Genomic DNA, 26,083 nt, shown 5'->3' with positions numbered 1-26,083 from the left:
GTTATAAATCAATAATATTGTATTATAAGCAGTTTCTTGATTTTCAAATTGCGAAATTAATTGATCATCATAAGAAAAACCTTCAAGCAGTTCTCTTATATTTTTCTTTTTAACAGAAATCCAATCTCGTTCAATTAAATCTCTATCATAATAGCCTAATTTATAATCTTTCTCAAATTGAGAAGGGATACTATCTCCATCCATTGTATAAGATATTTCAACATAGTTATCTAACGCCTCTTTATCTAAAAAATTACCTAGCCACAATGAAACATCATTTTTATCAGTCATATCAATTACCTCCTTAGACCTTCTGGCAACCCGCTGACTCCATTTTTAAGTCTTCTACTTGCCCACTCATTTAATTCTACTACAAAATTATCATAGTCAGTAGCATTATCTATAATTTTTAAAATTTCATTATGAGCTTTTGTTGAACCTCTTCCTCCATGCCAACCACTAGGGTTAACAAATTCCACGTCTTTTGTTAAAGTTCGCAACTCTTTGATGTCATCCATGCTAACTCCCCACTTTTTAAACGTCGGTGTTCTAGAAACCAAGTGCCATTCATGATAACCTCCTGGTCTTCTAATTCTATCTTCTATTTTTTTCCGAATTTCAGGATTTTTCCAAAGTTCTTCTAACTGTTCACTAGTCAAGTTATCAAACCATTTACTAAACTCATTATTTCTAACAGAAGGAATTTTTATATCATCGACAGCCCCACTGGCTTTCTTAGGGGAAGAAACTTTAGTTTTAGCTCCTGCATAAGAAAGTCCAGCAATCATCGCAAGATCATACAAACCGCTGTCTTGTGCGAATGCATATCCTGTCGAAATATAACCACTCAACTGCATAGACCCTTTGGATAACCCTTCATATTTTTGTCCTGTAATATAGGTTTCGCCTCGTCTTAGAGCATCATTTTCTAAGTCTCTAATTTTTTTCCAGTCCACAATGTGGTAATAACTAGGATCTAATTCTGTACCATGTTGTTCCAAGAAATTTTGTAACTCACTATTATCTAGTCTACGACCATCTTTGTCTATAAACCAATTAACGGTTACTTCCCCTGTCACGGGGTCTTCATAAGGCCATGCATAAATGGTATATGCTTCTAACTTTTTCAAATTATTATTAAAGGCTTCTTCTTTTTGTGTTGCTTTAGCGACTTCTCTATTTTTCCATCGAGTAGAAATATCTTTCGCCCAGTTCATATTCAACTTGCTAATATCGAAAGTTCCCGTAGACGCATTCCATGCTGTACAATTTTTTACTTGAGCTAACCCATTAGTTAATTCTTGTTGTGAAGATTCATACTCTGAAAAAAAACTAGCAGAGAGAGCGCTATAAGTACGTAATTTCTCTAATTTTTCTTGTCTCTTTTGCATGGCTTCATAAGCCCTCATAGACCGTTGTTCTAAATCCGGTTTATAGGTTTTAGCTGTGCGAATCAAATCATCAAGTGATCGGAGTAATTCTTGATACCCGTCAATTTCCGCTTGAATTTTATCCTCGTCTATATCTCCCACACCAACCGTTGCTTGATAATCACTTAGGAATTTTTTATGAGCATTGGCAAGTGCTTCACCTGTCATAATAATCGACTGACAAATTGGAGTATAAGCGACCATAAAATAATTTTTAGCGGAATCATACGCCTTACTTGATAACGGTGCTGACAAAAAGAATTGAACACTCTGTTGCAACGAAGCAGCTGCTTGTTGGGCTTGACTACTTACTTGCGAAGCTTGTGAACTTCGTGTCTATGCTTCTGACATAATAAATTTAAGTCCCACTTACATTCTCCTCTCCATCGTTTTTCAAAAATGTTAGTTGCTCTGAGCGGACAGAATTTTCATTCTCTAACAACTTTTTATAGTCCTGTTGTAATTGCTCTTGCTCTTTTTCAAATTCTTGTAAGGCTTTCCGTGATAAATAGGTCACTTCATCCAATCGCTCCTCAAAAAAAGCACGTTCTTCTGGCTCAACTTCGTTTAATGACTGTTGGTACAGTTGATTTTCTTGTTGTTGTGCGTGATAAAACTGTTCCTGTAGTGATTCAAGAAAACGTCGCTCTTTTTTATTTTCTACCTGTTCGTCTTGGAGTTCTTCCAATCGAATTCTATACTGGTAATTTTTATCTTCAACCTGTTGTTGCGACGTTAAGTTCATTAGTTTAGCCCTCCGAAAGAAAGATTTGGCAATTGAGCGATCTTTTGATCAATCCGTTCAAACTCTTTGGCAACAGAGTTGATGTTGTCTCCTGCTGTAACAATACTAGTCGATATCCCTTTTAAACTCGATTGAAAAGACGTAAAACTCTGAATTGCCGAACTATTTCCAGCAACATTAGTTTGCCCTGAAGCAACAGAGACAGAAATGCTATTTAAAGCACTAGCAGATTGACTAAATGATGCAGACACACCGCCGGCAATACTGGAATTACTATTAATTGTCATTGATTGTTCTCCTATATTTTATTCGAAGTACCTCGTCTTGCGTTTCTTGCTTTTAAGGGATTATAAAAAAGACCAGGAGACAACGTCCCTAGTCTCGTTAAATTTTTATAACCCGCGACCGATCGCAGAAGAAATATTTTGATCTGTCTCTTCTACAATGTTTGCGACTTCATTTAATTGCTTGTTGATTTGATCTAATAATTCAGCAAACTCACTTACTTTTGGTTTTAAGGCAGTGAATTGATCGTTAAAGCTGTCAAACCCTGAACCTTCCCAATTCCCTTGAATGGTATATTGATCAGATTGTAGTTTTTGTAGAATATCCTGAACTTGCTGTGAACCGTCTGTATATTTTGTAGCAGACGTGCGTAATTCCTGTGGCGATAATTTGATGCGATCTCCAGCCATGCATAATCTTTCCTTTATTTATTTAATAAGTACTAGTTTTAGTTTAGCACAATAAGCTGTTTATTTTTATCAAAATATCAAAAAAATACTTAAATTTCTAATAGATAATATGTCTTTTGACAGATTCACTGATCATTTGTATAAATGTTCTCTTTCATTCTTTGGCTTAGACAAATGCCATTCACGATGACTTCACTCACAAAATATTTACTTGGTTTATCAACCATTAATTTTTTCACAGCATAATTATATTCGGGCTGATTCAATGTCGTGATGTACGATAATTAATCTATCTCAGTGTTTAGATTCCCATAATTTTAAAAAATTCAGTTAATACTATAAGAAAAAATAGAAGTAAACTTTTTTTCTTTACTCTTTCTGAGAAGGCCATACTGTATTATTTATACTATCGCGTACAACATAATAAGTAGAGAACAGCTTGAACGCTTCTACAGTAGAAGCATTCAAGCTGTTTCTATTTTCATCTTAATTTGATTTAGCTGTTTTATAATCACTAACAGAACTAACTCCTAAATACACTTAACCTATAATGCTTATCACATTTTTGTATTAATCAACCCAATTAATTGGAATATACATATAACCAATCATGTAACTCAAATTAAAATCACTACTTGTCGCATTAAAAGACATCTCTAATTTATCAATGGTAGGATCTAAATTATCAAAGCTCAATAATGTTCCTTGTTCATAATCATCAATTTCATATCCTTCATTGCCGTTGCCGTTGTAAATATTAATCTTAATTTTTACATCCTCAAACTGCTTAGAAAGAATGACTGGTGATGGAATGTTTATAGATTTGATATTTTTTTTAAGGGTAATTCCCTGAGCGTAGCCTCTATCTTGAAAAATATTGATATTTTTTAACTTTGGAAGTTCATTCAATGCACTAAGGTCTAGTATTACTTTATCAACAATTAAATTACAGACATTTAAACTTTCTAACTGTTTTTGGTTTTTTAAAAAATTTAGATCTGTAATATTAGTGTAATCAATTCCTTCTGATGATCCCATAGCACTACTTATATTTAATTCTTTTAAGTCTTTTATATTATAGATATAGGATAAATCTCTTGATGGCGTAAGAATGTCTAATCTATCAACATATAAGCCACGTAATGGCTGTTCCATATCATATTGTGTAGCGTTCTCAATTATAGAATTTCCAAAATGTGAACTTGGTAATACGTTATACAAATTAAATAAATTTAAATCTTCTTCTCCTAATCCATTTTCAATACCTGGGATGTGAAATGGGTTAAGCGTTTTATATTGCTCTGCAAATACTCGTTGACCTTTAAACCCAACTAACAACATGGACACTAACATTACCAACCCTAAATAACCTTTCTTTTTCATAAAACAACTCTCCTTTTTTTAATATCTACTTCTATATTTTAAAGGTAATATATTCGAGAATCAATAGAAAATGCATTATCCTCGTATTTTCTAAAAAAATTATTTCGAAGCACCTATGCTTGATCATCGGAAATACTAGCCCTATAAAAGACAATTTATCAATCAGACTGATTTTGTTCCAATTTTTAACAACTATATACGCCATTTCCAAATATTTTCCGTAAAGACATTTGTTAAAAAAAAACTATATGTTAAATTATTTTATATAACTATCTATGATTGTATTTTTGATAGTCTAATGCCATGATTCTTGAATCTATCATTTATGTAATTGATACTTATAAGTTTTGAGAGTAGTACTTAAAAAGAAACATTGTCTATTCTTGAAAAATTTTACAATAAGTATTTCCCTTAGTTCAAGTATAATGTGCAACTACTTCACTATTTTTTCAATCATTCTCATGCTTGCGGTTGTTCCGATATGTCGCTGCATCTTTCACGATCTCATAAGTTATCCATTACAATTCATTGAGCAGTTGAAGAACTCCATAAACCATTGAGCTTATTGTTCATTTTTGTTTCCTTCTATTTAATTGTATACGTTTCATGTTTTTCAATACAAAAAAACTCACAATTTATTCATTCATCATGAGATAATAAGAAATTTGTATCACTTCATTTTCGGAAAAGACATAAGCAAATTTAATATAAATTCTAGTCATCTTATTACATTGAATCTGTCATATTTTAATGATAACGGTCGCATGCGCACATCTTTTTTTACTTTTTTACGTATACATTTGAGCAATTTTTCCAATATGAAACAAAGCATTTAGGCCGTTTTTTCTCAATCAATTATTATTCTTTTCTTCTTTTAATAATTTTATCAAACTGAGTAAACAATCAGTTTTCATCGTCTAAGCCTTTTAGTAAATTTATATAAATAAATAAGAGACACATTTGCTAAACATCTAACCATCTCTTTTTGCTATAATTGTCTGTAATGTACTTCAAGAAAGTCGGTAGTTGCCCCAAAATCAGACTCTTCTATAGGTCTCTCTATAAAATAATATTGTCTTTCAGAATCTCTAAATCAGTAATCACAATCTTTCGATCTTGAATTTTGATTGCTCCTAAATCCTTCAACTGCTGCATCATTCGATTAACACTACTTGCAGAAGTGATCCCGCAAAAATGAGCAATCTCTTCATTCGTCACCACAAAATCAATCAATAATCCATCCTCAATCTGTACCCCAAATGTATCATACAATTCATAAATCTGAGTACAAACGGCACCAAATTTTCCATTCATCAACATCTGTTGCATCTTCTTCATTGAATACATCAAACGCACACGATAATAATCTTTTACATACATCTGCAGCTCTTTGCTTTGATTAATGTCCTTCCAAAATTGGACACGGTCAATCTGATATAATTCAGCCTGCTCTGATTCAATTCTAATATTGAACGGTGCATCAATAAATTGAGAATATTCATCCCTTAATAGAGAAACGATTTCTAAACTGTTGATGTATCTTAGATTAAATTCTCGTCCATCAGGTGAAATGACGCTCGTTTTGATAGTTCCGCTTTTTAGTATGTAAGCATATCGATCTTGCAGCCCTTCATACGTAAGGTAAGTCTTTTTTTTCTTAACTACTATAGGAAATGAGTGATCATCTAAATATTCTTGTAACACATGGCTATCCATTTTTCAGCTCCTCATTATTTTTTGAAAATTTTCTGTAAAAATAAATGCTAGTCTTATTTAAAATGATAACACATCGAAGAGCAACAACAAATGTATATGTCTTTTGTTGTGTTTTTTTGTTAATAGCTTTTTTAAAATACAAATCCACATTTTTTTTAAACGCTTTTTTCGTATAGTAATAGCTATAACTGGCTTTCAGAAAAAATTGTAATTTCCATAATAAGCTTATGAAAACAAGAAAGAAGGAATCAAACACAATGTCGGAACATCCAGAAGAAAAATTATTCAACAAAGGGTTTATCAGTATTACCATCATTAATTTTATCGTTTACTTAGTCTATTATTTACTAATGGTCATTATTGCAGTCATTGCACAAGACACGCTTCATGCTTCTTTAGGTCAAGCGGGACTTGCCTCAGGAATTTACATTATTGGAACCTTGTTTGCACGGTTATTTATGGGAAAAACGTTGGAGCTGATCGGTAGAAAAGCAGTGTTGAGATATGGAGCATTATTTTATCTAATGACAACGATTGCTTATCTTTATATTCCGAGTATTGGTGTGCTCTATCTCGTCCGCTTACTAAATGGTTTTGGTTATGGTGCTGTGTCGACAGCAACTAATGCCATCGTGACCGCTTATATTCCTAAATCAAAACATGGCGAGGGTATCAATTATTATGGATTAAGTACCAGTTTAGCTGCAGCAATCGGTCCGTTTATTGGGATGGTTCTGTTAAATACAATGAGTTTTTATTTTATTATTTTGTTTTCTATTATTCTTATCTTATGTACAACCATTGCTTGTTTTGTCTTCCCTGTAAAAAATATTCAATTAACTACCGAACACAGAGCAAGTTTAGCAAGTTGGAGCATCAATAGTTTTATTGAAAAGAAAGTGTTGTTTATTTCATTTATTGCATTTTTGATGGGACTTTCTTATTCAAGCGTTTTGTCTTTCCTTTCATCTTATGCAAAAGCAATTGATCTTGTCAGTGCAAGCTCCTTCTTCTTTGTGGTTTATGCCTTAGTTATTACGGCCACTCGTCCATTATCTGGTCGAATTTTTGATGCTCGTGGCGAAAATGCCGTTATGTACCCTAGTTTCATTTTTCTAACGGTTGGTCTGTTCTTCTTAAGCATGACAACAACAAGTTGGATGTTACTCGTTTCCGGAGGTTTGATTGGGTTAGGTTATGGGACATTCATGTCAAATGGACAAGCGATTTGTCTGAAAGCTAGTCCCAACAGTCATCGTATCGGAATTGCTTTATCTACTTATTTTATCGGCTTAGATTTAGGTCTTGGAGTAGGACCTTACCTCTTAGGTGAATTGCACAATTTCATGTCATTTTCTGGTTTATATTTAGTTGCCAGTGCAATTCCAATCATTTGCATTATTCTTTATGCACTATGTTATCGGTCAAAAGCAGTTAACTATAAAACAATTCCTACAGAACAACTATTATTTCAAAATAAGGAGAATTAAAATGAATACAGATGAACGTATGTTAGAAGTTTTACAAAAAACTTTAGTAAAAATCGAAGAATTAAATACACGTTTAGGTCATATCGAAAGTGATCTTACTTCCATGGATCGTCATCAAACGAGTATGGATCACTATGCTAGAGAAATCGAACTAGCAACTGAAAATAATAACATTATGGGGTAAAAAAGGTAATACTTAAATATTATTCCAGCTTATTTTTATTGAAGAGTCTTTATTTTTCAAGCATATTAAAGATAAAGCGTATAAAAAAATCTTTTATACGCAGTTCTAGTATTTACAAAAATAAGAGTGTGCAGATCTTAACCGTCAAAGGGCAGATCTTCACACTCTTTACTTTAAAATGCAGGCGTTAATGTTTCACTATATTTTGTTTCCAACAATTCTCGTACCTTATCACTGGTCATAGCTTTTTGCAACGCTTTGATTTCAGCTGAATCTTTGTTATCTTCTCTAGCAACCAAACTAATTGCAAAACGATCATCTACTTTCTGTTCTAACAAAATCGCATCTTTTGGTGTTAAACCGATTTTAGCAATATAGGTTGGGTAATTATAAACCATCGCAATATCTTTTTCGTTGTACGCTTCGGCTAAGTTTAACAAATCAACTGAGACCCATTCAATATTTTTGGGATTATCAACAACATCTTTGATTGTTCCATTAAAGCCGACACCTTCTTTTAGTGTGATCAAACCAGCATCATCTAAAATTGCCAAAGCTCGTCCCTCATTAGAGACATCACTTGGTAAAGCAATTTTAGCTCCTTCTGGAAGATCCTTGATATCTTTGTACTCTTTAGAATAAAAACCGACTTTAGCATTATATATTTTTTGTACAATCACTAAATTACCATCTTTTTCTTCATTGAACTTTTGCATGAATGGTTCATGCTGTGCAAAATTTGCATCGATTTCTTTGGCATTCAATAACTCGTTATATTGAATATTATCATTTACTTGAACTAATTCTACTTTGTACCCCTCTTCGATGTTTTTTCCAGCCAATTCAACAACTTCGACAGTCGATGGAATATGTGACGCGACTTTGATGACTTTGTCTTCTTTTTCTTTGGTATCTGCGGCTTTTTTCTGACCTGTACAACCTGCCACAACAAATCCAGCTACAACTAACATACTAATCAATACTTTCTTTTTCATCTTCTTGCTCCTAACGATTATTTTTTATTTATTTTTTTAGCTAATGCGCTACCGCTAATTTGAATAAAACTAACGAAAAAAATCATAAGTACAATTGCTGTATACATTACCGCATATTCATAGCGTTGATACCCGTAACGTAAGGCAAAATCTCCGATACCACCACCTCCGATCACACCCATCACTGTTGAATACGACACCATGCTAATGACAACTGAAGTCAATGCCAAGACTAGACCGGATCTTGCCTCAACGTACAAAAAACGAAAAATCAGTTGTAGCTTTGTGCTACCCAAAGACTGGGACAACTCTAAAATGTCATTTGGAATTTCTAATAGTACTTGTTCAACAAGTCGGGCATATAAGGCAACTGCTACAAAACTCAAGGGCAACGCAGCGGCATAGGTTCCAAACGCCGTTCCCAATACTAAACGTGTAAAAGGAATCAAGGCTACAACAAACAGCAAAAATGGAAATGAGCGCACAATGTTGATGTAACCATTTAGCAAGACCCCAACCCAACGATTGGTTTTAGTTGGTATTTTTTTGGTCAGATAGACAAAGGTCCCCAATGGTAGACCAATGCAGATGGCGGCAATGATCGAAATCAAAATCATAATGCCACTTTCTGTTAAAGCTTTGCTTAATTCTGGGAGGTAATAGCTTATTTTATCGATATATTCTGTCATCATCCTAAACTCTCCCGAACTCTTTCATAATAAGAACTAAATTGTGTCTGTTGTTGTTCTTTTTGAATTTCTATGGTCTCTAAAACTTTGCCATTTTCTAAAATCGCTGTCCGATTGCATAATTGCTTGATCAAATTCAGTTCATGGCTAACAATGACCATGGTAGTCCCAAAAGTTTGGTTGATCCGTTGCAACAATGCCAAAACATCATAAGCGTTTTGACCATCCAAGGCGGAGGTTGGTTCATCACAAAGTAAAATCTCCGGCTGTGTAATCAATGCTCGAGCAATCCCTACACGTTGTTTTTCACCGCCACTTAGTTGTTTTGGGTAAGATTCTCCTTTATCTGACAGACGAACAAATTCTAAAACTTCTCGGACTTTTTGCGGATCATACGCTCTATTTAAGCGTAGCGGTAGAGCGATATTCTCATTCACGGTTTGATTGTAAAGTAAATTAAATTGTTGAAAAATCATCCCGATCTTTTTCCTACTTTGCCGTTTTTGAGCATCACTTAGCTGCGTCAAGTTGGTTCCAGCGATGTTGATTTGCCCTTGACTTGGCAACTCTAACGTATTGATCATACGCAGTAATGTTGATTTTCCTGAACCACTCTCTCCAATCACACCAAATATCTCATGATGTTGGATTTGCAAATCAACCTTATCTAAGGCTGTAATAGATGTATCATTATGACGATAGATTTTTGAAACTTGGTCAAACGTAATCATTTCATATCCTCCAACTTAATCAACCAACAACTGGACAAATTCTTCTTTAGTAACATTGGCAAAATAATCATCGATTCTAATCGGTGCTAATACCTGTTTAATTGCTTCCGGTGCATATTTACAGCCAATCAATAAATCAGCTACTTCCTGTGTATCTTTTTGACTAAAGTAATCACCATAAATCGTGATTGCTGTGATACGATCTTTTTCTATAGAAATGTTCGCTTCAATTAAGCCACCTTTGAACTTCTCTTCTCTTTTGATTGTGTATTTAGGTTCTTCACCAAATATCCAAGCATCATTTGCATAAATGTCTGCAACTAATTGGTCGATTGCCTGCTCATCTGCTTGGGTCAATTTATATTCGTGCGTTTGGATAGCCTCCATCGTATCAGCACTAAATAAATGCAGTAATAGCTTATCTCGAAAAGCTTCTGTGGTAATATCTTGGTATTCCTTCGCCAAATAGGGTTTGAGATTTGTCACTCGACTTCTAACTGATTTGGTACCTTTTGAAGCTAACTTTTTTTCAGAAACAGTCAAAACTCGACTGACTTCATCTAAGTCAACATCCAGCATCAAAGTGCCGTGGGAATACATTTTTTTATTTTTAGTATACATCGCATTCCCAGAGAATTTTTTCCCATCGATCATTAAGTCATTGCGCCCACTGACCTCAGCCCCCGTTGCCCCCATTTCATGTAGAGCTTCAATGATTGGCTGTGTAAATAGTTTAAAATTACCAAAAGAGGCATGATCCGCATTCACAACAAAACTAAAGCTCAAATTGCCTAGATCATCGTAAACAGCACCTCCACCAGATAATCTTCTCGTAATCATAACTTGATGTTCCTTAGCATACTTTAGATCCACTTCAGCTCGCACATTTTGATTGCGTCCGACAATCACACAAGGTTTTTGAATATAAAATAAAACAAGTGGTTCATCAAATGTTCGCTGATTCAACAAATATTGTTCTGTGGCTAAATTTCGACGAATGTCTTGCGAGGGCATAATAACATAATACATTTACTTCCTCTTTTCTATAAAAGTGCTTTCAACAGTGTCAACTCGAAAATTCTGATAATTCCAATAACAGATTCAGTCTATCATTTCTAATTATAAAATTACATATATTTGCTCAAAAAAGCTCTATATTATAAGGAAAATCAATATTTTATATAACAGAAATTTAAACATGAGACAGTTTTTAGTACACAAAAGGCACTCCTGAGTATGTACTGAACAGGAATGCTTTTCCCTAATTTAAAGATATTATTAACTAAATGTCAAGTGGTTTTCCTAGAGAAACAAACAACTAAAAAAGTGGCAGAAAACCAACAATCAGTTTTCTGCCATCTTTTTTAAACTTAAAATGTCGGATTATTTTTAATCATCTCTTGGTACCACGCAAAAGATTTTTTCTTTTTCCGCGCTAAAGTCCCTGTTTGATCATCATTTTTATCCACATAGATAAAGCCATAACGTTTTTTCATTTCACCAGTCGTTGCACTGACTAAATCAATCGGTCCCCACATTAGATAACCAAAACAATCCACATAATCTTCAACGATTGCTTTTTCCATTTGTTCTAAATGCTTTTGTAAATAGTCAATCCGGTAATCATCTTGGATCGATCCATCAGGTTCCACCTGATCCACTGCACCTAAGCCATTCTCAGTAATGATGATCGGCAAACCGTAGCGTCTATAAACATAGTTTAAGAGATATCTTAACCCAGTTGGATCAATTGCCCAGCCCCATTTACTCTGTTCAAGATACGGATTTTGAACACCGCCAAATAACGTTTCTTCATTGTCGTCGTCCCCTTCATAATGGGCCACACTTGAAGAATAATAATTTAAGCCTATAAAATCCAGTTTGCCTTTTGCAAAGGCTTCTTGATCTGCTTTAGAAACCTCTAATTCGATTCCTTGAGTCTTGTATTCTTTCAATTTGTACTCTGGAAATTTTCCCATACACATGGCATCAATCTGATAAAATTCACGGTCTGTTTCTTTCAATGAATTCATGACATTTTGCGGATCACAGTTTAACGGATAAGCCGGAGTTAGACCAAAAACACAGCCAACTTGATTCGTTGGATCAATTCTACGTGCTAATTCAACAGCCTTCACACCTGCTAAAGTCATGTTGTAGCTAATTGTCGCCAAGGTTTGCTTTTTGTTTTCCATGTCCGTATATTTCAGCCCCGCAATAATATAGGTAAAAATATCAGAGGCTTCTGTTTGCGGATCAATATGATTCATTTCGTTAAACGTTACCCAATAACGGACTTTACCTTTTAGTGCTTCAAACATTGAGTGACAATACTTTAGATAAAAATCAATGACTTTTCTGTTCGTCCACGAGCCATATTCTCTGACTAAATGAACAGGCATTTCAAAATGATATAAGGTCACGATCGGCTCAATGCCATTTTCCAATAATTCATCGACTACCTTTTGATAAAACTGTATCCCTAATGGATTGGCTTGTACTTCATCTCCTTTAGGATAGATTCTTGACCAATCAATAGAAATACGTAGTGCTTTAAAGCCCATCTTAGCAAATAAAGCAATATCTTCCTTATAGTTATGATAAAAATCGATCCCATCATGAGATGGATAATACTTATCTTTCTCGATCGTCTGACAAATTTCACGTGGGGTTTCATGGCTTCCCTGAGTGACCAAATCCATGATTGCCACACCTTTACCATCTTGATCCCAAGCACCTTCACATTGGTGAGCAGCAATACTGCCGCCCCATAAAAATTCATTTTTTTTCATTGTGTATTCTCCTTAAATTAAAAGCCTAGCAGGCTCGTCCAATTCTTCAGAAAACAAATACTACTTTACATCTATTCAGTCCATTCATAGTGTTTTGTAGTACGCTTTAGCACTTGCTCTCAGGAATGGATGAACTAGCCCGCGAAACTAGATATTATAAAATAACGGTCAAACACTCATCTTCGGCAAATAAATTTTCTTGCGCTGCTGGTATCACATCTAAATAATCCATTGTATTCGTAATAACTACGATAACTGTTGGGTCATAGCCATCTTTTTTGATTCCTTCAAAATCAACTGTTGATAATAATTGACCTTGTTTCACCTGGTCGCCTTGTTCCACGATTGTATCAAAGTGCTTCCCATCAAGTTCTACCGTATCGATACCAATATGGATCAGTACTTCTACGCCTTTTTCTGTTTTGATGCCGATTGCATGTTTCGTTGGAAAAACAGCTGATACTTCACCTGCAACAGGCGCAACGATTTGACTATCACTTGGAATAATTCCTAATCCTTTACCTAATGCACCCGTTGAAAATGCTTGATCGTTGATTTCAGCTAATGGAACTAATTTTCCTTCAACAACTGACGCAAGAGGAACTTTCTTTACGTTGCCAGCCGAAGCTTGTTCTGTTTCGTTCACGGGTTCTTTTGCTTCTATATCTTTTTCTTCCTGAGGTATCCCTAAAATGTATGCTGCAACACCCGCTGCTACAAAACCAACCACCACACTGATGATCATAAAGATCAGATTAGAGAAATCTTGATTATCCGCATACGACGGTAGACCCATCAAGCCCCAAACAATCGAATAGGTTTTAACGTTCATCAGACCAGCAAACAAACCACCCATTCCGCCACCGATCATAACGGCAATAAACGGTCTTCTATATTTAATAAAGGCACCATAGATTGCTGGCTCTGTTACACCCATCAAGGCACTAAAACTAACTGTCCCAAATAATTGTTTTTGTTTTGAATCTTTTGCTCTTAGGAAGTAACCTAACATAGCACCAGATACAGCTAAATCAGAAATGGTTGCTGCTGCTAAGAAAATCGGATCGTACCCCATTTTGTTCACAAAGTTCAGTGCTAATGGCATCATGAAATTTCCGGCACCTAACATGATCAAGAACGGTTGGAATGCTGCATAAAGCATCACAACAATCCAGCTACCAAATGTATTGTGTAAAACTTCAAAGAACCAACCAATACCATCACCGATCCAAATACCGATCGGTCCGAATACCAATAATGTCACGGGCAAACAAATCACCATGATCAATAATGGATTTAAAAAGTATTGTAAAAACTTCGGAACATATTTCTTTAATAATACCGTTAATTGCCCCATAAACCAAACAGCTAAAATAATTGGAATAAATGAGTTCGCATAAACCATTTGCGGTAATTGAATCCCAAAGATGCTCAAACCTGCTACATCATTGATTGAATTTGAAACAAGTGTTGCAGCTAACGCTACTGCCAAATATGGACTTGCTTTTAAACGCTTTGCACAAGACATAGCAATTAAAATTGGTAAAAAGAAAAACACTGCTGAACGGATCGAATCTAATAATTGATAGGTTGGACTGTCTGCAGAAATCAACCCAGTGATTGAAAATAAAGATAAAAAACCAGCAAGTAATCCAGAAGCAATAATCGGTTCGATTACTGGTGTCATTGTTTCAGATAGTAAATCCATTGCGGCTTTTAATGGGTTCTTTTTCTCTTTCACTTCGAGTTCTTCATCTGAACTTGGCGATAGTCCCAACATACTGATCAATTCTGCATGAACTTCACTGACATGTGTCCCAATGATTACTTGATACGCTACATTGTTAGAGACAACATCGATCACGCCATCTAGTGCCTTTAAACCTTCTGTATCTGCTTTTGAGCGATCGTTTAACGTAAAGCGTAAGCGAGTCATACAATGAACGACTGCTTGAATATTTTCTTTCCCACCTACTAGGCGGATGATTTCTTCATTAAATGGTTGATATTTCATTTTCTTATGTCCTCTCTTTTTGACTCCGATGCGTTACTCGATGGATATGGAGCATAAGGTAGGTTTCTTCATCGATCGTTAGATCACAGGTATATTTTTGCTGAATATAAACTCTAATTTTCTCAACACATTCAAACGAACTTGTATACATCGATTTGATTTGTTTATTCAAAACCGTATCACTTTCTTCATAACTGTTTTTCGTCATGATTCGTTGAATAAAATATTGTAAATGGGTCATTAGTCTCATGTAATTCAGTGAGCCTTCATCTAATTTGATCTGAAAATGGTACTGAATGATCGATAAGATATCTCTTAAACTTTCCATCGAACGGATCGTTTCGTCTAGATTATTCTTATCCTCCTGCAGATTGACAAAGTGCAATGCGATTGAAACGGCTTCGTCTTCTGGAAACGTCAGTTGAAATTGTTCATTGATCAAATTCAATGCATACATGCCAATATCAAAATGCTGCGGATAAAATTTCTTAACTTCCCAAGTCAATGGGCTGCGAATAAATTGTCCTTTAGCTGCACGTTTTAATGCAAATTCGATATGATCCAGTAAGGTCAAACTAAGATAATCATTTGATTTTTCACCCAACTTTTCTTCTCCGTAAGCAATGATTTGATTGACTAATGTAATATGATTCGCATCTGAATGGGACAGTAAATAACTAAAATGTTCCAACATATCATTAGAATCTAACACATAGGTCTTTTCGATTTCATGGTCATAAATCACTTGCCCGACTTTTTTTCTAAAGGCTAATCCTTTGGCATAGACGATGACCTCATTATCTCCTCGGCTTACGATTGCTACGTTGTTGTTTAAAATTTGACTTACTTTCACTTGATTTACTCCTTTCCAGAAAAAAAACTCAAACTACCCAGGAAAGGACATTCCTAGGTAGTTTGAGTTCTGCCTGCATCATTCAGTAACATACTCTATAAAATGGCTGCTTCGCCATTAACGTTTTTTTTCTTGGTTTTAGTATAATCTATTTCCCCTTAATTTGCAACGCTTTCATGGAAATTAGGATCTGATCGTTTTCTTATTTTAAATCTGCACCATTTGTTTCGATCACTTTTTTATACCAGTAAAATGAATCTTTCTTAGAACGAGCTAAAGTCCCTCTTCCTTCATCATCTAAATCGACATAGATAAAACCATAACGTTTGGACATTTCACTTGTGCTCGCACTGACTAGATCAATACAGCCCCACGGTGTATACCCCATCAGATCCACACCTTCATCGATTGCTTGTTCCATTTGTTCGATATGACTTCTTAAATAGTCGATTCGATAGCTATCATGAATACTGCCATCTGCTTCAACAACATCTTTGGCACCTAAACCATTTTCTACGATAAACAACGGTACTTGGTAGCGGTCATATAATTTATGCAAGGTTATGCGAAGGCCCACCGGATCGATTTGCCAGCCCCAGTCGCTTGCTTCTAAATATGGATTTTTCTTAGAACCAAGTAAGTTTCCACCAGTCGTATCGCCATCTTTTTCATGTGAGGCAATGCTACTCATGTAATAGCTGAAAGACATGAAATCAACCGTTCCTTCACGTAAGATTTCGTCATCTCCCGCTTCTTTTTTGATTGTGATGTTGTGATCCCGGAAAAATTTATTCATATATCTTGGATAAGCCCCACGAATTTGAACATCTGAATAGAATAAGTTACTGTGATCGCTATTGACACTTTCCATCACATCTAATGGATTGCATGTTTCTGGATAAGCTTCCATTCTTGCAAGCATACAACCGATTTGAGCATCTGGAATGATTTCATGACAAGCTCTGACTGCCAAAGCACTTGCGATAAATTGATGATGTGCTGCTTGATATTGTGCTTGTAGCATATTTTTTTCACCATCCGCTAAAATACCACCGCTTAAGTAACCTGTCATCCCAATAATATTGATTTCATTGAAAGTTAGCCAGTATTTTACTTTGTCTTTGTAACGTTCAAATAGAACTCGTGCATAACGTTCAAACGCTTCGATCGTAGCACGACTTTCCCAACCATTTTGTTTAAATGCCAATCCTAATGGAAATTCATAATGAGAAATCGTTACTAATGGTTCAATATCATATTTGATACACTCATCGAAGACTGCATCATAAAAAGCTAAACCTGCTTCATTTGGCTCCAGTTCATCACCGTTTGGAAAAATACGTGGCCAAGAAATCGATAGTCTAAATGTTTTAAACCCCATTTCCGCAAACAAAGCGATATCTTCTTTATATCTATGATAAAAATCGATGCCGTGACGTTTAGGATAAACACCCTCTTTGTCATTCATTGCAAATTCAACATCTGCTTTAGTGGTAGGTTTCAGTAATTCTGTCATACTGATTCCATTTTCCTTGATAAAACGTGCTGTATCTGCTGTTGACCAGCCTTTACCATCTTCCAAAAATGCCCCTTCAAACTGATTTGCTGCAGTTGCGCCGCCCCATAAAAAGTTTTGTGGAAATCCGCTCATATTTTCCATCCTCTCGGTCATTGATTTAGTGTATAATTGACTTAATAAACTAATCTTAACACGAGAAGAGTCAATATGATTTTTATGTTTCTGGTGTTATTTTCATTATTTCGATCTATTTTCGTTAATGTGAAAATGGATCACTACGAAGGAGCTTTTTGATGCTTGATTTATTTGATTTTCTTCATTATTTAAACACAAATAAGCGAGATGCAACTTATTCACGGATCATCATTTATCTTCTTAATCATCTTAATGAGGTTCGGACACTGACAATCACTGAAATTGCCGAAAGCTGTTTTGTTTCACCAGCAACACTAAGCCGATTCTGCCGTCATTTTGGCATTTCAAGTTTTGCCTCTTTGCGAGAGGCACTCGTTTCGTTAGGCACGATGAAAGGCCATAGTGGTTTGCGAATGAAAGAACATGAGCTGACTGATCTTAAGCATGATCCGAAAAGCTACCTAGCTTCATATGGAACTGAAATCATTACAGCGGTTAATGATGTCTTGGAGACTATCGATATTGAGCAAGTCGATCATATTTTAGCAGATATCCATCAAGCACAAGAAGTCATTTTGATTGGGTATAGCGCTACATTAGAGTTAGCAAAAGACTTACAAACATCTTTTCTTCTAAGCCAGAAACTGATTTTTATTGGGGAAACAGAAGAAACTCAGCAAGCGTTTGTGGATGAACTGAGTGAACAATCGATCGTAATCGTGATTTCCTCTTATGGCTCTTTACTTAATCGTAGCAGTGAGCTGATGAGAAAAATCAGTAATAGCCCTGCTAAGTCGATTCTTTTGACTCAACATACACAAAATACATTGACCAATCAATTCGATTTATCACTCAATGTGACCACTACCAACTATGTCCGCATTGGTAATTATCCTTTGACGTTTTTCTTGGATTATTTTGTGCGCCGTTATACAAGTTTATATCAATAAAATAGGAATCATAAATAAAAGGAGTTAGGTGTAGGTATGGGATTATTTGATTTTTTCAAACAAGAAGAACCAAAACAAACGATCGATTTAGATGAGGAAGTAGCAAAAATCGTAGCAATTTATGAAACTTATCCAGAATTCCCAGTAATGTCAGCAGAGCGTAATGTTGATGACTGGCTGAAATCAATTGCTAAAGGAACAAGTACCATTGTCCCTAAAGAAAGTATGGTTCGCAATGCCGATGGCTTACTACCTGGTGAAGTGATTTTACTGGATTGGGTCAATAAAAAAGATTCTACTCTGGCTGTTTTTCCAGAATTCTTTGAAATGGAGTTAGGGATTGATCCGGCAGCATCTACAAATGAGTTATTGTTTGCTGATTATTTGGATATTTTAAATGATGCATCGGTTATTGATTACTGGTCTCTATTTCAACTGAACGAAGTATTTGAGGAAAATGGACTGAGCAAATGTGACACTAAAACACAAGCTCTGAAACTGCTAAAAAAGGAATTCACTGCTGATTATATCGTAAATATGGTCGATCCTGGAATTTATATTTTAATGGACAAAGGTCAAGCCATTGTTGATAAATACGCAGATTTTATCCATGATTATTTAGATACACCACCAGAATAAAAAAGAAAAGCTAGGTCTAACCACTCATGTTAGACCTAGCTTCTTATTATATTTTCTATCCAACTAACTCCCAAGGTCCCCATTGTTCTGTTCCTGGTACGTTGCCCTGCGTCCACCATTTTGCTTTATACGTCTTGCCTTGATACGTTACAACATCGCCGCCATTGTATGCTTTAGCAGCGTCCCATGCATTGGTTACAGGAGGTGTTGTACTTTCTTTCGTTTTGACTGAAACGACATTACTGTCAGCTGAAAGGTTGCCAGCTGCATCATAGGCTTTGACTGTGTAATTGTATGTCGTATTCGCTTTTAAAGCAGTATCTGTATACGTCGTTTCTGCAACGGTCCCTACTAAGACACCATCACGGTAAACTTTGTAACCAGCGAGCTTCACATTATCTGTAGCGGCTGACCAGTTTAATACTACACTAGCATCTGTAACAGTTCCAGCGGTTAAATTGCCAGGTGTCGTTGGCGGTGTCGTATCAGTTGGATCTGGATTGACTGCACCTCCACCGTAAACTGTTTGTTTACTAAGCTCTGCACCATTTTTAGCAATTCGTTGTGTCAAATCAATGCTGCTGATTCGATTTACATCTACTGCTGCAGCGCTCGATTTTAATCTAAAGGTATAACTTGCACCTTGTGGAATTTGTTGTGCATCGTAAACCGAAGAAAGATCAACCACAACGTTTCCGTTCTCTACAGTAACAGTTCCAGCTTTATAATCACCTGCAGTCAATGTTTCAGCTGCATTTACTGGAATGTACAACTTAGGTAATTTCACTGTTTCAAAAGCAGCTTCTACCGCTTTTAGTACGTCGCCAGTTTCACCTGAAGTCTCATTGTTTTTCACTGTAATTTCATAACCAGCGCCGTTTTCACTATAAGGTGCGATCGTTGCTTTGACATTTAAATCTGCATAAATCGTTTTATTTGCTGGAAGAGCAGTTGAACCAAATAAACCTGTTTTGATTGCTTTCGTTAGTTCGTCCCGTTTCGTTGTATCTGTGGTTTTGTCTTGTGATTGCATCCATGAAATCACACCGCCTAATTGATTATTTTTCACATATTCTGCTTTATAACCGATCGAACGAGGGTTATCGTAGGTATAAAATTCACCTGTTTTTTGATTATACATGTATGGTGCTTTGGCTACATCATCCCAATATTCTTTTAAATCAGGAGATTTAACTTTAAGATCTGCAATATTGCGATATGGCCAAACACCACCTGCACGACCGCCGTCACCTGATTTCAAAGGATTTTTATTATTAGCACCATAAGTTGGTGATAAATCAGCATCCTTATTATTTTTTTCTGCGGCTTGGAATAGTCCAGGATTTGCCGTATCAGTTCCTGCTGCTACTTTATTCCAACCACGTGTATAAAAAGCAGCTCCAATAACAATTTTACTTGCTGGAGCACCATTAGTTTGTAAGTATTTAACCGTTTGATCTACTGAAAATCCACTAGCATAATTAGGATCTGCTGGATTGCCATAAAGCGCGCTATGATGGGCACTATTTGGTGTCCATGCTCCATTCATATCATAGGTCATCACGTTCGCAAAATCGATTACTTTAAATAATTGGTCAACATCTATACCATTTTTCAACGTATTTTGTGAAGCAGGTAAGGCAACAGATAACTCATATGTTTTACCTAAGTCTTTCCCTTGCTTATCGATCGCTGTACGGATGTCTTGCAACAATGTAATGAAATTTTGTTTATCTGCTGGTTTAGCATGTGGTGTCCCTTCATCATTGGTATTATCAACCTTATCTGGTTCACGAATAGAGGCTGGATATTCCCAATCTAAATCGACAAAATCCATGTTTGTATATTTAATAAATTTAGCAATATTACTGACAAAATTTGCACGAATCGTTGGATTAGCTGCTACATCAGAAAAGTCTCCCGATTTAGACCACCCGCCAATTGAAATCCCGATTTTTAAGTTAGGATTCTTGGCGCGAATATCTTGAATAGCATTTAAGACACCTGCACTGGCACTATTCCACTGAACGCCTTCTTGTCCAACTGGCGCACCAACTGCTGCATCTTTATCAGTAAATTTTAAATTACCGCTACTATCAAAATCTAAAAAGGCATAATTTAAATGCGTCAATTGATCCGCTGGAATATCTTTAGGATAAAAATTGTCTTCCCCACCCCAGATCGACCAGTCCCCGTAGTACATTACATTACGGTATTGAGCAGGTTCTGCTGCCACTACAGTCTTATTTGGAGTTAACACGGATAAAGATAAAACTAAACTTGAAACAATAAGAACCAGAGCAGATAAAACGTTTACATTTTTTCTAAACACTTTTTTCAAATTTTCCACCTCGTTTAAGTTTTTGTCGTGCAGGAATGATAGTCAATACTTCATGTTCTGATTTTGAGTATCCCCTCCTAAAGCTCTTCTTAATCTATTCATAATAATATAACATTTTGATTGAAAGCGCTAACGATATACTTGTTAAAACGATATATTTTTATTAGTAGAGATATAAAAAAATGTAGAATAAGGCAACTAATGTCTTATTCCACAGTCTAAATTCAAACAATCACAAATTATAGGCTATTAACAACTTGGCAACATATATCCTCTTGAACGAACCGTTCAAATATATTTGGATTTGAAAGAATCATCATCAAGCTTTTTTCTCAAATGAAAAACTAAATTGGCAACACGATACTTTTTATCGCCTTCTTCCTGCCCCCATGCGTTTTCATATAATTCTTCATACGTAACAGCTTCACCTTTTCGATCAATCAATAGTTCTAGCGTTCTATACTCTAATTTGGTTAAGCTTATTTCATCTTTTCCTTCAATTTTTACAGAAAAATTTGCAGGAACTAAACGAATATCAAAAGATTTCTTGTCCTCTTTAGAGTGATCAACGAATCGATTTACACTGTGACCCGCTCTTCTTTCAAGAGTCTTTGTAATATACAACGAAAATTCATCTAAATCAGTTTGATTATTAAAGGTACCATCTGCTCCAAGTTGGAGATGGATGATTCCATTTATTTTTGTTGCCTCTTCAGATAAGACCCAGATGAAATAGTTCGCAATATCTCTCACTTTAATGATCCATTCACAAGTTTGACCAATGGTTTCTACTGCTGGTTCTAGGATAAATACAGCATGTATACTGGAAATTTCTTTCGATAATTCACCTAAATCCATATGAAGTAACGTATATTCTTTTTCTTTTAACGCAGATATATATGTTGATGCATTGTTTTGAGTATCACTTACGATTGCTATGTTAAACATTTTTGATTCCCTCATTTATAATTTTTTTGATTATTACACAAGTATTCTTCTATTTTTTTAAGGATATTTATACTTTTTTTCTTCCTAATAATCAGTATAAAAAAGAAAAAGGCTATTTTATTATTAATTTTGTGTGTAATTTCCACGCTTTTTTGATAAAAGGGCAGGATTACGCCTTCTCCTTCATGATTTATTTCATCTAATTTATTGAATAAATAAAAAAACAACTGAAACATAACTCTACGAGTTATACTTCAGTCACATGAAATCCGAATAAACAGTGGATAGAAGTACATACTTTTATCCTAACCTCTCCCAATAAATAGAAAATAAACTGTTTTATTCTATCATTTTTCCATATATTTTTTTGTTTCAATCCTCAAACAATCCTAATGCGAGTTTTTTTAGTTTAGTTTGATTCAGTTGATAGTTTTTCCCCTGTTTTATCACTAATTTTTCTTTTTGGAACTCTGCTAAGGTATAAAGCAAATGTCTGTAACTCACACCTAAAAATTCAGCAGTCTCTGTTTGCTTTTCAGTATACAAGCCCTCAACCTCTGTCTGTAACATATACGCCGCTAAACGATGTTTCAATTCATAGTTTTGATTATTTGAAAAATGCTCGACCCTTAATAACACCTTATCACCTAAATATTTAGCAATAATTCTTAAAAAATGATTATCATTTAATAATTCTTGTTTTACTTTGTGATAGGGTAGCGCTAAGCAAACACAACGATCGATCGCTTGTACGTCTTTTACTTGTTCTTCTACCGCCAATAGCGACAGTTCTCCTATAAAATCCCCTTTACCCAAAAACTGGATCAGAGAACGTCGACCATTTTCATGGATTTTATAGATTTTAGCTCTACCTTCGATTATCAAAAAAAGCTGTTCGACTTCTTTATCAAAGCGGACGATGTATTCTTTATTTGTATAGACGATAATTTGGGCTTGTTTTAACAGAGCATCAGAAAAATAATGAGATAAATCGAAAGGGCTATTTTTAGTTAATGCTGTTAATTGATCTAAAGAATATTTTTTCATTGTGCCTCCTAAAATGTGAGATATCTCCTATTATTATGACTGACTATTCGTTAAATTACTACTAAGAGATTAATCTAAGTCTCTATGCTTTACATTTAGGAGGTTTATCATGAAAAATTTTTTATTTTCTCTTTTCTTTTACACGCTTAGCGGCATCGGTATTAGTTTAACTCTTAAGGCGGATATTGGCGTCAGTAGTTTCAATTCATTGAATGTTGCGCTTGCGTCGATTAGTGAGATTCGAGTTGGAACCATTACTTTTTTATTGAATACTTTATTTTTGTTGCTTTATATGTTGTTATCACGAGAAAGACAACTCTTAAAGTATTTATTAATGTTCCTTTCCGTACTATGTTTGGGTAACATAATCAATTTTTGCTCTTATACCGTGTTAGCTCCCTTAGATTTGGACAATTATTTACTTAAGCTAATAGTCTTTATTATTGGTACTTGCATTGCTGGTTTTGCTACGGGAATGGTGATCTCACTTGGTGTTTTACCCTTTCCTATCGAAAGTGTCTGTATTGTTTTATCTGAGTTGACAGGTTTTTCTTTCGCCAAATTCAGATATGGTATTGATTTATTTTCAGTAACACTTTCTTTGATTCTTTCATTGAGTTACGACCTCCCTGTCTTCGTACGCGAAGGAACACTACTTAGCTTATTTTTATTGTCTGGCGTTATTTCTTTGACCAAAGCGAATTATGAGGCTCACTTACTTAAACAAAATAGCTAAATATATACAAAAAAATGGAAAAAGTGCTAATATAGCCTTCTTCCACTCCTTTTCAGTTGTCGATTTTGATAAAAGGTAATGCACCATCCGTGAAAATTTCGTCCCCACCACCATTTCTACCATGATAACTTGTTGTAAAATGCTCCACGATTTCAATGGAAACAGCTTGATTCGATTGCTTAAATGTTTTTAAAACAAAGTCTCGTTCTTCATCAATATCTGAATTTATTTTATGTGTCACTTGACCTGTAAAAATAGAAAAACCAACTTTTTTATCATAGGTTGCCGCACCCAGCCAGTCAGCTTTTCTACCTCCTGGTAAATACCAATCATCTGGTGTTTGCCAAAAGCGGATGTGATGCCTTCGTCGTGGGTTATTTTCGATTTCTTTTTCAAAAGCTAGATCTTGTTTTTTATTAAATAAAAAGAGAGAACTAACTGGCGCACTGGGATATGATTTACTAAATACACTGGCTGTGATCATATGTAAACTAGAACGAAGTGATAAAGGTTCTGCTTTCGTCCAGCCTGCATTTATAAATAGTTGTTCCAGCTCAGCTTTAGAGCCTATAAAAGCCAGATTGATTGGATCACCAAGCAATCCATCACTGGTTCTAGAGCGACCAATAAAATAATCCGGCAAGTAGCGGCCTGTCATTAGTTTGTTGATAAAAGGAATCACTAAATAAGAACTAAACAACCAGAAAAAAATATAAAGAAAAATATGGATTTTCCGTGTTAAAATTTCTGCGAATAAGGTTCTATAAACTAAATAACCAAAAACAATAATAAAAGCAAATCGAATTAATCTAAACACACTATTCAACACTGTTTGTTTTTTCATTTAAACCTTCCTCCTGACACGTTACACATCATCTGACTTAGGATCATAGGGAACGTATTGACTATAATTATCCATTTCCCCTTCAAAAAAATCATTGACAACATGGCTATACGATCCAATTCCCATTGTCCCTAATTCTGAACTTGCTTCTGTCATAGTATTCATGATTTTTTCCTGATACTCTGCAGCAGTGATCACAGCTCCTGTTTTGAGATTCTTATAAAAATCAGGCATTTCACTTCATCCTTTCTTGAATAGTACTCGTTTAATTAAATTATACTCACTTCTGAGATAAAGTCGCCTGTTAGCATGTTGCTTTGTATATAAAAAAAGAAGCAGTCCCTTTAAACGACTGCTTCTTTTCTATTTATAAATAGTAATTTCTTTTTTATTTTGCTTAATACCAACCATTAGCCATCCAGAAAGATTGAGCTGCCTCCCAAGAGCCATAACGACCTGCTACATAGCTATCCGCTACACGTTCTTGATTTGCTTCTGAATAATCTCCATTTAAGTATGAAGCATCTAATTGATATCTACCGATATACTTACCGTTTGTTGCACCATAAGAACCGCTAGATTCTTTTTGAGCAATCCACTCTTTTGCAGATGAAGTTGTCACAGCTGCTTCTGGTGCTGTTTCTTGCGCAACTGGCGCTGCTGGTACTTCTGTTGCTTGTACAGGAGCTTGCACTGTTTGTTGAGCTGCTTCTTGTTGAACTGGTGCTTGCGCTGCTTCTTCTGCTGTTCTGATTGTTAATTGTTCGCCTTCAAAGATCATATTTATATTAGAAATATGATTATCTTTTGCAATTAAATCAATCATGCTATTGTCTCCGCTGAATTGATGAGAAATAGTAGATAATGTATCTCCAGATTTTACTGTATATAAGCTATCAGCGTGCGCGTCAGTCGTTCCCATAAAAATACCAAGTCCTGCAGTCAAAGTTGTTGCGAATAAAATCGTTTTAAGTGATTTCATGTTGTTTCTCCTTTGTAAAAAATATTTTTTTGTCGTTTGTTTATCGACTTTGCATACTTTAACATCTAAAAATATTTCATAGGTGAAGATACCGTGACAATTCGTTACGAGTGTTTTCATTACGTAACGGCTTGTAAAATAAGACTGTTAAAACACTTGTTCGCTCTGGATTTTCATTTGATTTTAAAATTGAAAAAATACATGATTTTTTCTGAAATAATACTG

Annotated in this window: 26 protein-coding genes; 5 read left to right on the top strand and 21 right to left on the bottom strand. The window is 35.1% G+C overall.

Annotated features, from left to right (window positions below):
• The 7 genes from A5819_RS08545 to A5819_RS08515 form a co-directional block, all read right to left on the bottom strand.
• Positions 1–291, bottom strand: a 291-nt coding sequence (locus A5819_RS08545; protein ID WP_086353032.1) for an immunity 22 family protein, incomplete at its 3' end; no start/stop codon positions are given.
• Between the two features lie 5 nt (positions 292–296).
• Complete coding sequence (locus A5819_RS08540) at positions 297–1,709, bottom strand: hypothetical protein (protein ID WP_086278368.1); 1,413 nt, start codon at positions 1,707–1,709, stop codon at positions 297–299.
• A gap of 79 nt (positions 1,710–1,788) precedes the next feature.
• Entirely contained in the window at positions 1,789–2,175 is a 387-nt protein-coding gene (locus tag A5819_RS08535) for a DUF3958 family protein (protein ID WP_086278366.1), read from the bottom strand.
• A complete protein-coding gene (locus tag A5819_RS08530) occupies positions 2,175–2,462 on the bottom strand; it encodes a TIGR04197 family type VII secretion effector (protein ID WP_086278364.1) in 288 nt (95 codons plus the stop codon). The genes A5819_RS08535 and A5819_RS08530 overlap by 1 nt, the downstream gene beginning before the upstream one ends.
• A 105-nt stretch (positions 2,463–2,567) precedes the next feature.
• Positions 2,568–2,870 carry a WXG100 family type VII secretion target gene (locus A5819_RS08525; RefSeq protein WP_086278362.1) on the bottom strand — a complete coding sequence of 101 codons (303 nt, stop codon included), beginning with the start codon at positions 2,868–2,870 and terminating at the stop codon, positions 2,568–2,570.
• A gap of 570 nt (positions 2,871–3,440) precedes the next feature.
• Positions 3,441–4,253 (bottom strand): hypothetical protein, encoded by an 813-nt coding sequence (locus A5819_RS08520; protein WP_086353031.1) that lies wholly within the window; start codon positions 4,251–4,253, stop codon positions 3,441–3,443.
• A 1,059-nt stretch (positions 4,254–5,312) separates the two neighbouring features.
• Positions 5,313–5,969 carry a Crp/Fnr family transcriptional regulator gene (locus tag A5819_RS08515; RefSeq protein ID WP_086278359.1) on the bottom strand — a complete coding sequence of 219 codons (657 nt, stop codon included), beginning with the start codon at positions 5,967–5,969 and terminating at the stop codon, positions 5,313–5,315.
• A 257-nt stretch (positions 5,970–6,226) separates the two neighbouring features.
• Between A5819_RS08515 and A5819_RS08505 the strand changes: the two genes are divergently transcribed.
• A complete protein-coding gene (locus tag A5819_RS08505; RefSeq protein WP_086278355.1) occupies positions 6,227–7,459 on the top strand; it encodes an MFS transporter in 1,233 nt (410 codons plus the stop codon).
• Position 7,460: 1 nt separating this feature from the next.
• Complete coding sequence (locus A5819_RS08500; RefSeq protein ID WP_086278353.1) at positions 7,461–7,643, top strand: hypothetical protein; 183 nt, start codon at positions 7,461–7,463, stop codon at positions 7,641–7,643.
• A 173-nt stretch (positions 7,644–7,816) separates the two neighbouring features.
• Here A5819_RS08500 and A5819_RS08495 read toward each other — a convergent pair whose 3' ends face one another.
• The 8 genes from A5819_RS08495 to A5819_RS08460 all read right to left on the bottom strand — a co-directional run bounded on the left by A5819_RS08495 (position 7,817) and on the right by A5819_RS08460 (position 17,368).
• A complete protein-coding gene (locus A5819_RS08495) occupies positions 7,817–8,638 on the bottom strand; it encodes a MetQ/NlpA family ABC transporter substrate-binding protein (protein ID WP_086278350.1) in 822 nt (273 codons plus the stop codon).
• A gap of 17 nt (positions 8,639–8,655) precedes the next feature.
• A complete protein-coding gene (locus A5819_RS08490) occupies positions 8,656–9,330 on the bottom strand; it encodes a methionine ABC transporter permease (RefSeq protein WP_086278347.1) in 675 nt (224 codons plus the stop codon).
• Positions 9,327–10,058 carry a methionine ABC transporter ATP-binding protein gene (locus A5819_RS08485; RefSeq protein WP_086278345.1) on the bottom strand — a complete coding sequence of 244 codons (732 nt, stop codon included), beginning with the start codon at positions 10,056–10,058 and terminating at the stop codon, positions 9,327–9,329. The genes A5819_RS08490 and A5819_RS08485 overlap by 4 nt, the downstream gene beginning before the upstream one ends.
• 15 nt (positions 10,059–10,073) lie before the next feature.
• On the bottom strand, positions 10,074–11,087 hold the full coding sequence (locus A5819_RS08480; protein WP_086278343.1) for a lipoate--protein ligase: 1,014 nt from the start codon (positions 11,085–11,087) through the stop codon (positions 10,074–10,076).
• A 341-nt stretch (positions 11,088–11,428) separates the two neighbouring features.
• Positions 11,429–12,850: a family 1 glycosylhydrolase gene (locus tag A5819_RS08475; RefSeq protein ID WP_086278341.1), complete on the bottom strand. Its 1,422-nt coding sequence runs from the start codon at positions 12,848–12,850 to the stop codon at positions 11,429–11,431.
• Positions 12,851–13,004: 154 nt separating this feature from the next.
• Entirely contained in the window at positions 13,005–14,864 is a 1,860-nt protein-coding gene (locus tag A5819_RS08470) for a beta-glucoside-specific PTS transporter subunit IIABC (RefSeq protein WP_086278339.1), read from the bottom strand.
• A 4-nt stretch (positions 14,865–14,868) separates the two neighbouring features.
• Positions 14,869–15,717, bottom strand: a complete 849-nt coding sequence (locus A5819_RS08465; protein ID WP_086278338.1) for a PRD domain-containing protein — start codon at positions 15,715–15,717, stop codon at positions 14,869–14,871.
• A gap of 202 nt (positions 15,718–15,919) precedes the next feature.
• Positions 15,920–17,368 (bottom strand): glycoside hydrolase family 1 protein, encoded by a 1,449-nt coding sequence (locus tag A5819_RS08460; RefSeq protein ID WP_086278336.1) that lies wholly within the window; start codon positions 17,366–17,368, stop codon positions 15,920–15,922.
• 161 nt (positions 17,369–17,529) lie between these two features.
• On the opposite strand from A5819_RS08460, the gene A5819_RS08455 reads away from it, so the two are divergent.
• Together A5819_RS08455 and A5819_RS08450 are read left to right on the top strand one after the other, a co-directional pair.
• Entirely contained in the window at positions 17,530–18,321 is a 792-nt protein-coding gene (locus A5819_RS08455; RefSeq protein WP_086278333.1) for a MurR/RpiR family transcriptional regulator, read from the top strand.
• A gap of 36 nt (positions 18,322–18,357) precedes the next feature.
• Complete coding sequence (locus A5819_RS08450) at positions 18,358–18,960, top strand: hypothetical protein (protein WP_086278331.1); 603 nt, start codon at positions 18,358–18,360, stop codon at positions 18,958–18,960.
• Between the two features lie 55 nt (positions 18,961–19,015).
• On the opposite strand, the gene A5819_RS08445 is transcribed toward A5819_RS08450, so the two are convergent.
• The 3 genes from A5819_RS08445 to yeiL form a co-directional block, all read right to left on the bottom strand.
• Positions 19,016–21,301 carry a glycosyl hydrolase family 18 protein gene (locus tag A5819_RS08445; RefSeq protein ID WP_086278329.1) on the bottom strand — a complete coding sequence of 762 codons (2,286 nt, stop codon included), beginning with the start codon at positions 21,299–21,301 and terminating at the stop codon, positions 19,016–19,018.
• A gap of 288 nt (positions 21,302–21,589) precedes the next feature.
• Positions 21,590–22,249 (bottom strand): winged helix-turn-helix domain-containing protein, encoded by a 660-nt coding sequence (locus A5819_RS08440; RefSeq protein WP_086278328.1) that lies wholly within the window; start codon positions 22,247–22,249, stop codon positions 21,590–21,592.
• A gap of 372 nt (positions 22,250–22,621) precedes the next feature.
• On the bottom strand, positions 22,622–23,296 hold the full coding sequence (gene yeiL / locus A5819_RS08430) for a transcriptional regulator YeiL (RefSeq protein ID WP_086278323.1): 675 nt from the start codon (positions 23,294–23,296) through the stop codon (positions 22,622–22,624).
• Positions 23,297–23,405: 109 nt separating this feature from the next.
• Here yeiL and A5819_RS08425 point away from each other — a divergent pair, with 109 nt between their 5' ends.
• Positions 23,406–24,032, top strand: coding sequence for a hypothetical protein (locus tag A5819_RS08425; protein ID WP_086278321.1), 627 nt, complete (start codon positions 23,406–23,408; stop codon positions 24,030–24,032).
• A gap of 52 nt (positions 24,033–24,084) precedes the next feature.
• On the opposite strand, the gene A5819_RS08420 is transcribed toward A5819_RS08425, so the two are convergent.
• The 3 genes from A5819_RS08420 to A5819_RS08410 form a co-directional block, all read right to left on the bottom strand.
• A complete protein-coding gene (locus A5819_RS08420; protein ID WP_086278320.1) occupies positions 24,085–24,876 on the bottom strand; it encodes an LssY C-terminal domain-containing protein in 792 nt (263 codons plus the stop codon).
• Positions 24,877–24,897: 21 nt separating this feature from the next.
• On the bottom strand, positions 24,898–25,110 hold the full coding sequence (locus A5819_RS08415; protein ID WP_086278318.1) for a hypothetical protein: 213 nt from the start codon (positions 25,108–25,110) through the stop codon (positions 24,898–24,900).
• 163 nt (positions 25,111–25,273) lie between these two features.
• The gene (locus A5819_RS08410) at positions 25,274–25,858 is read right to left on the bottom strand and encodes a LysM domain-containing protein (RefSeq protein ID WP_086278316.1); all 585 of its coding nucleotides are present in this window, start codon (positions 25,856–25,858) and stop codon (positions 25,274–25,276) included.
• Positions 25,859–26,083: the final 225 nt, after the last annotated feature.

It is taken from the genome of Enterococcus sp. 7E2_DIV0204, assembly GCF_002140855.1.
GTDB lineage: Bacteria > Bacillota > Bacilli > Lactobacillales > Enterococcaceae > Enterococcus_L > Enterococcus_L lemimoniae.
Note: the sequence above shows the minus strand (reverse complement) of the source record. Positions and strands in the feature narration are given on the sequence as shown.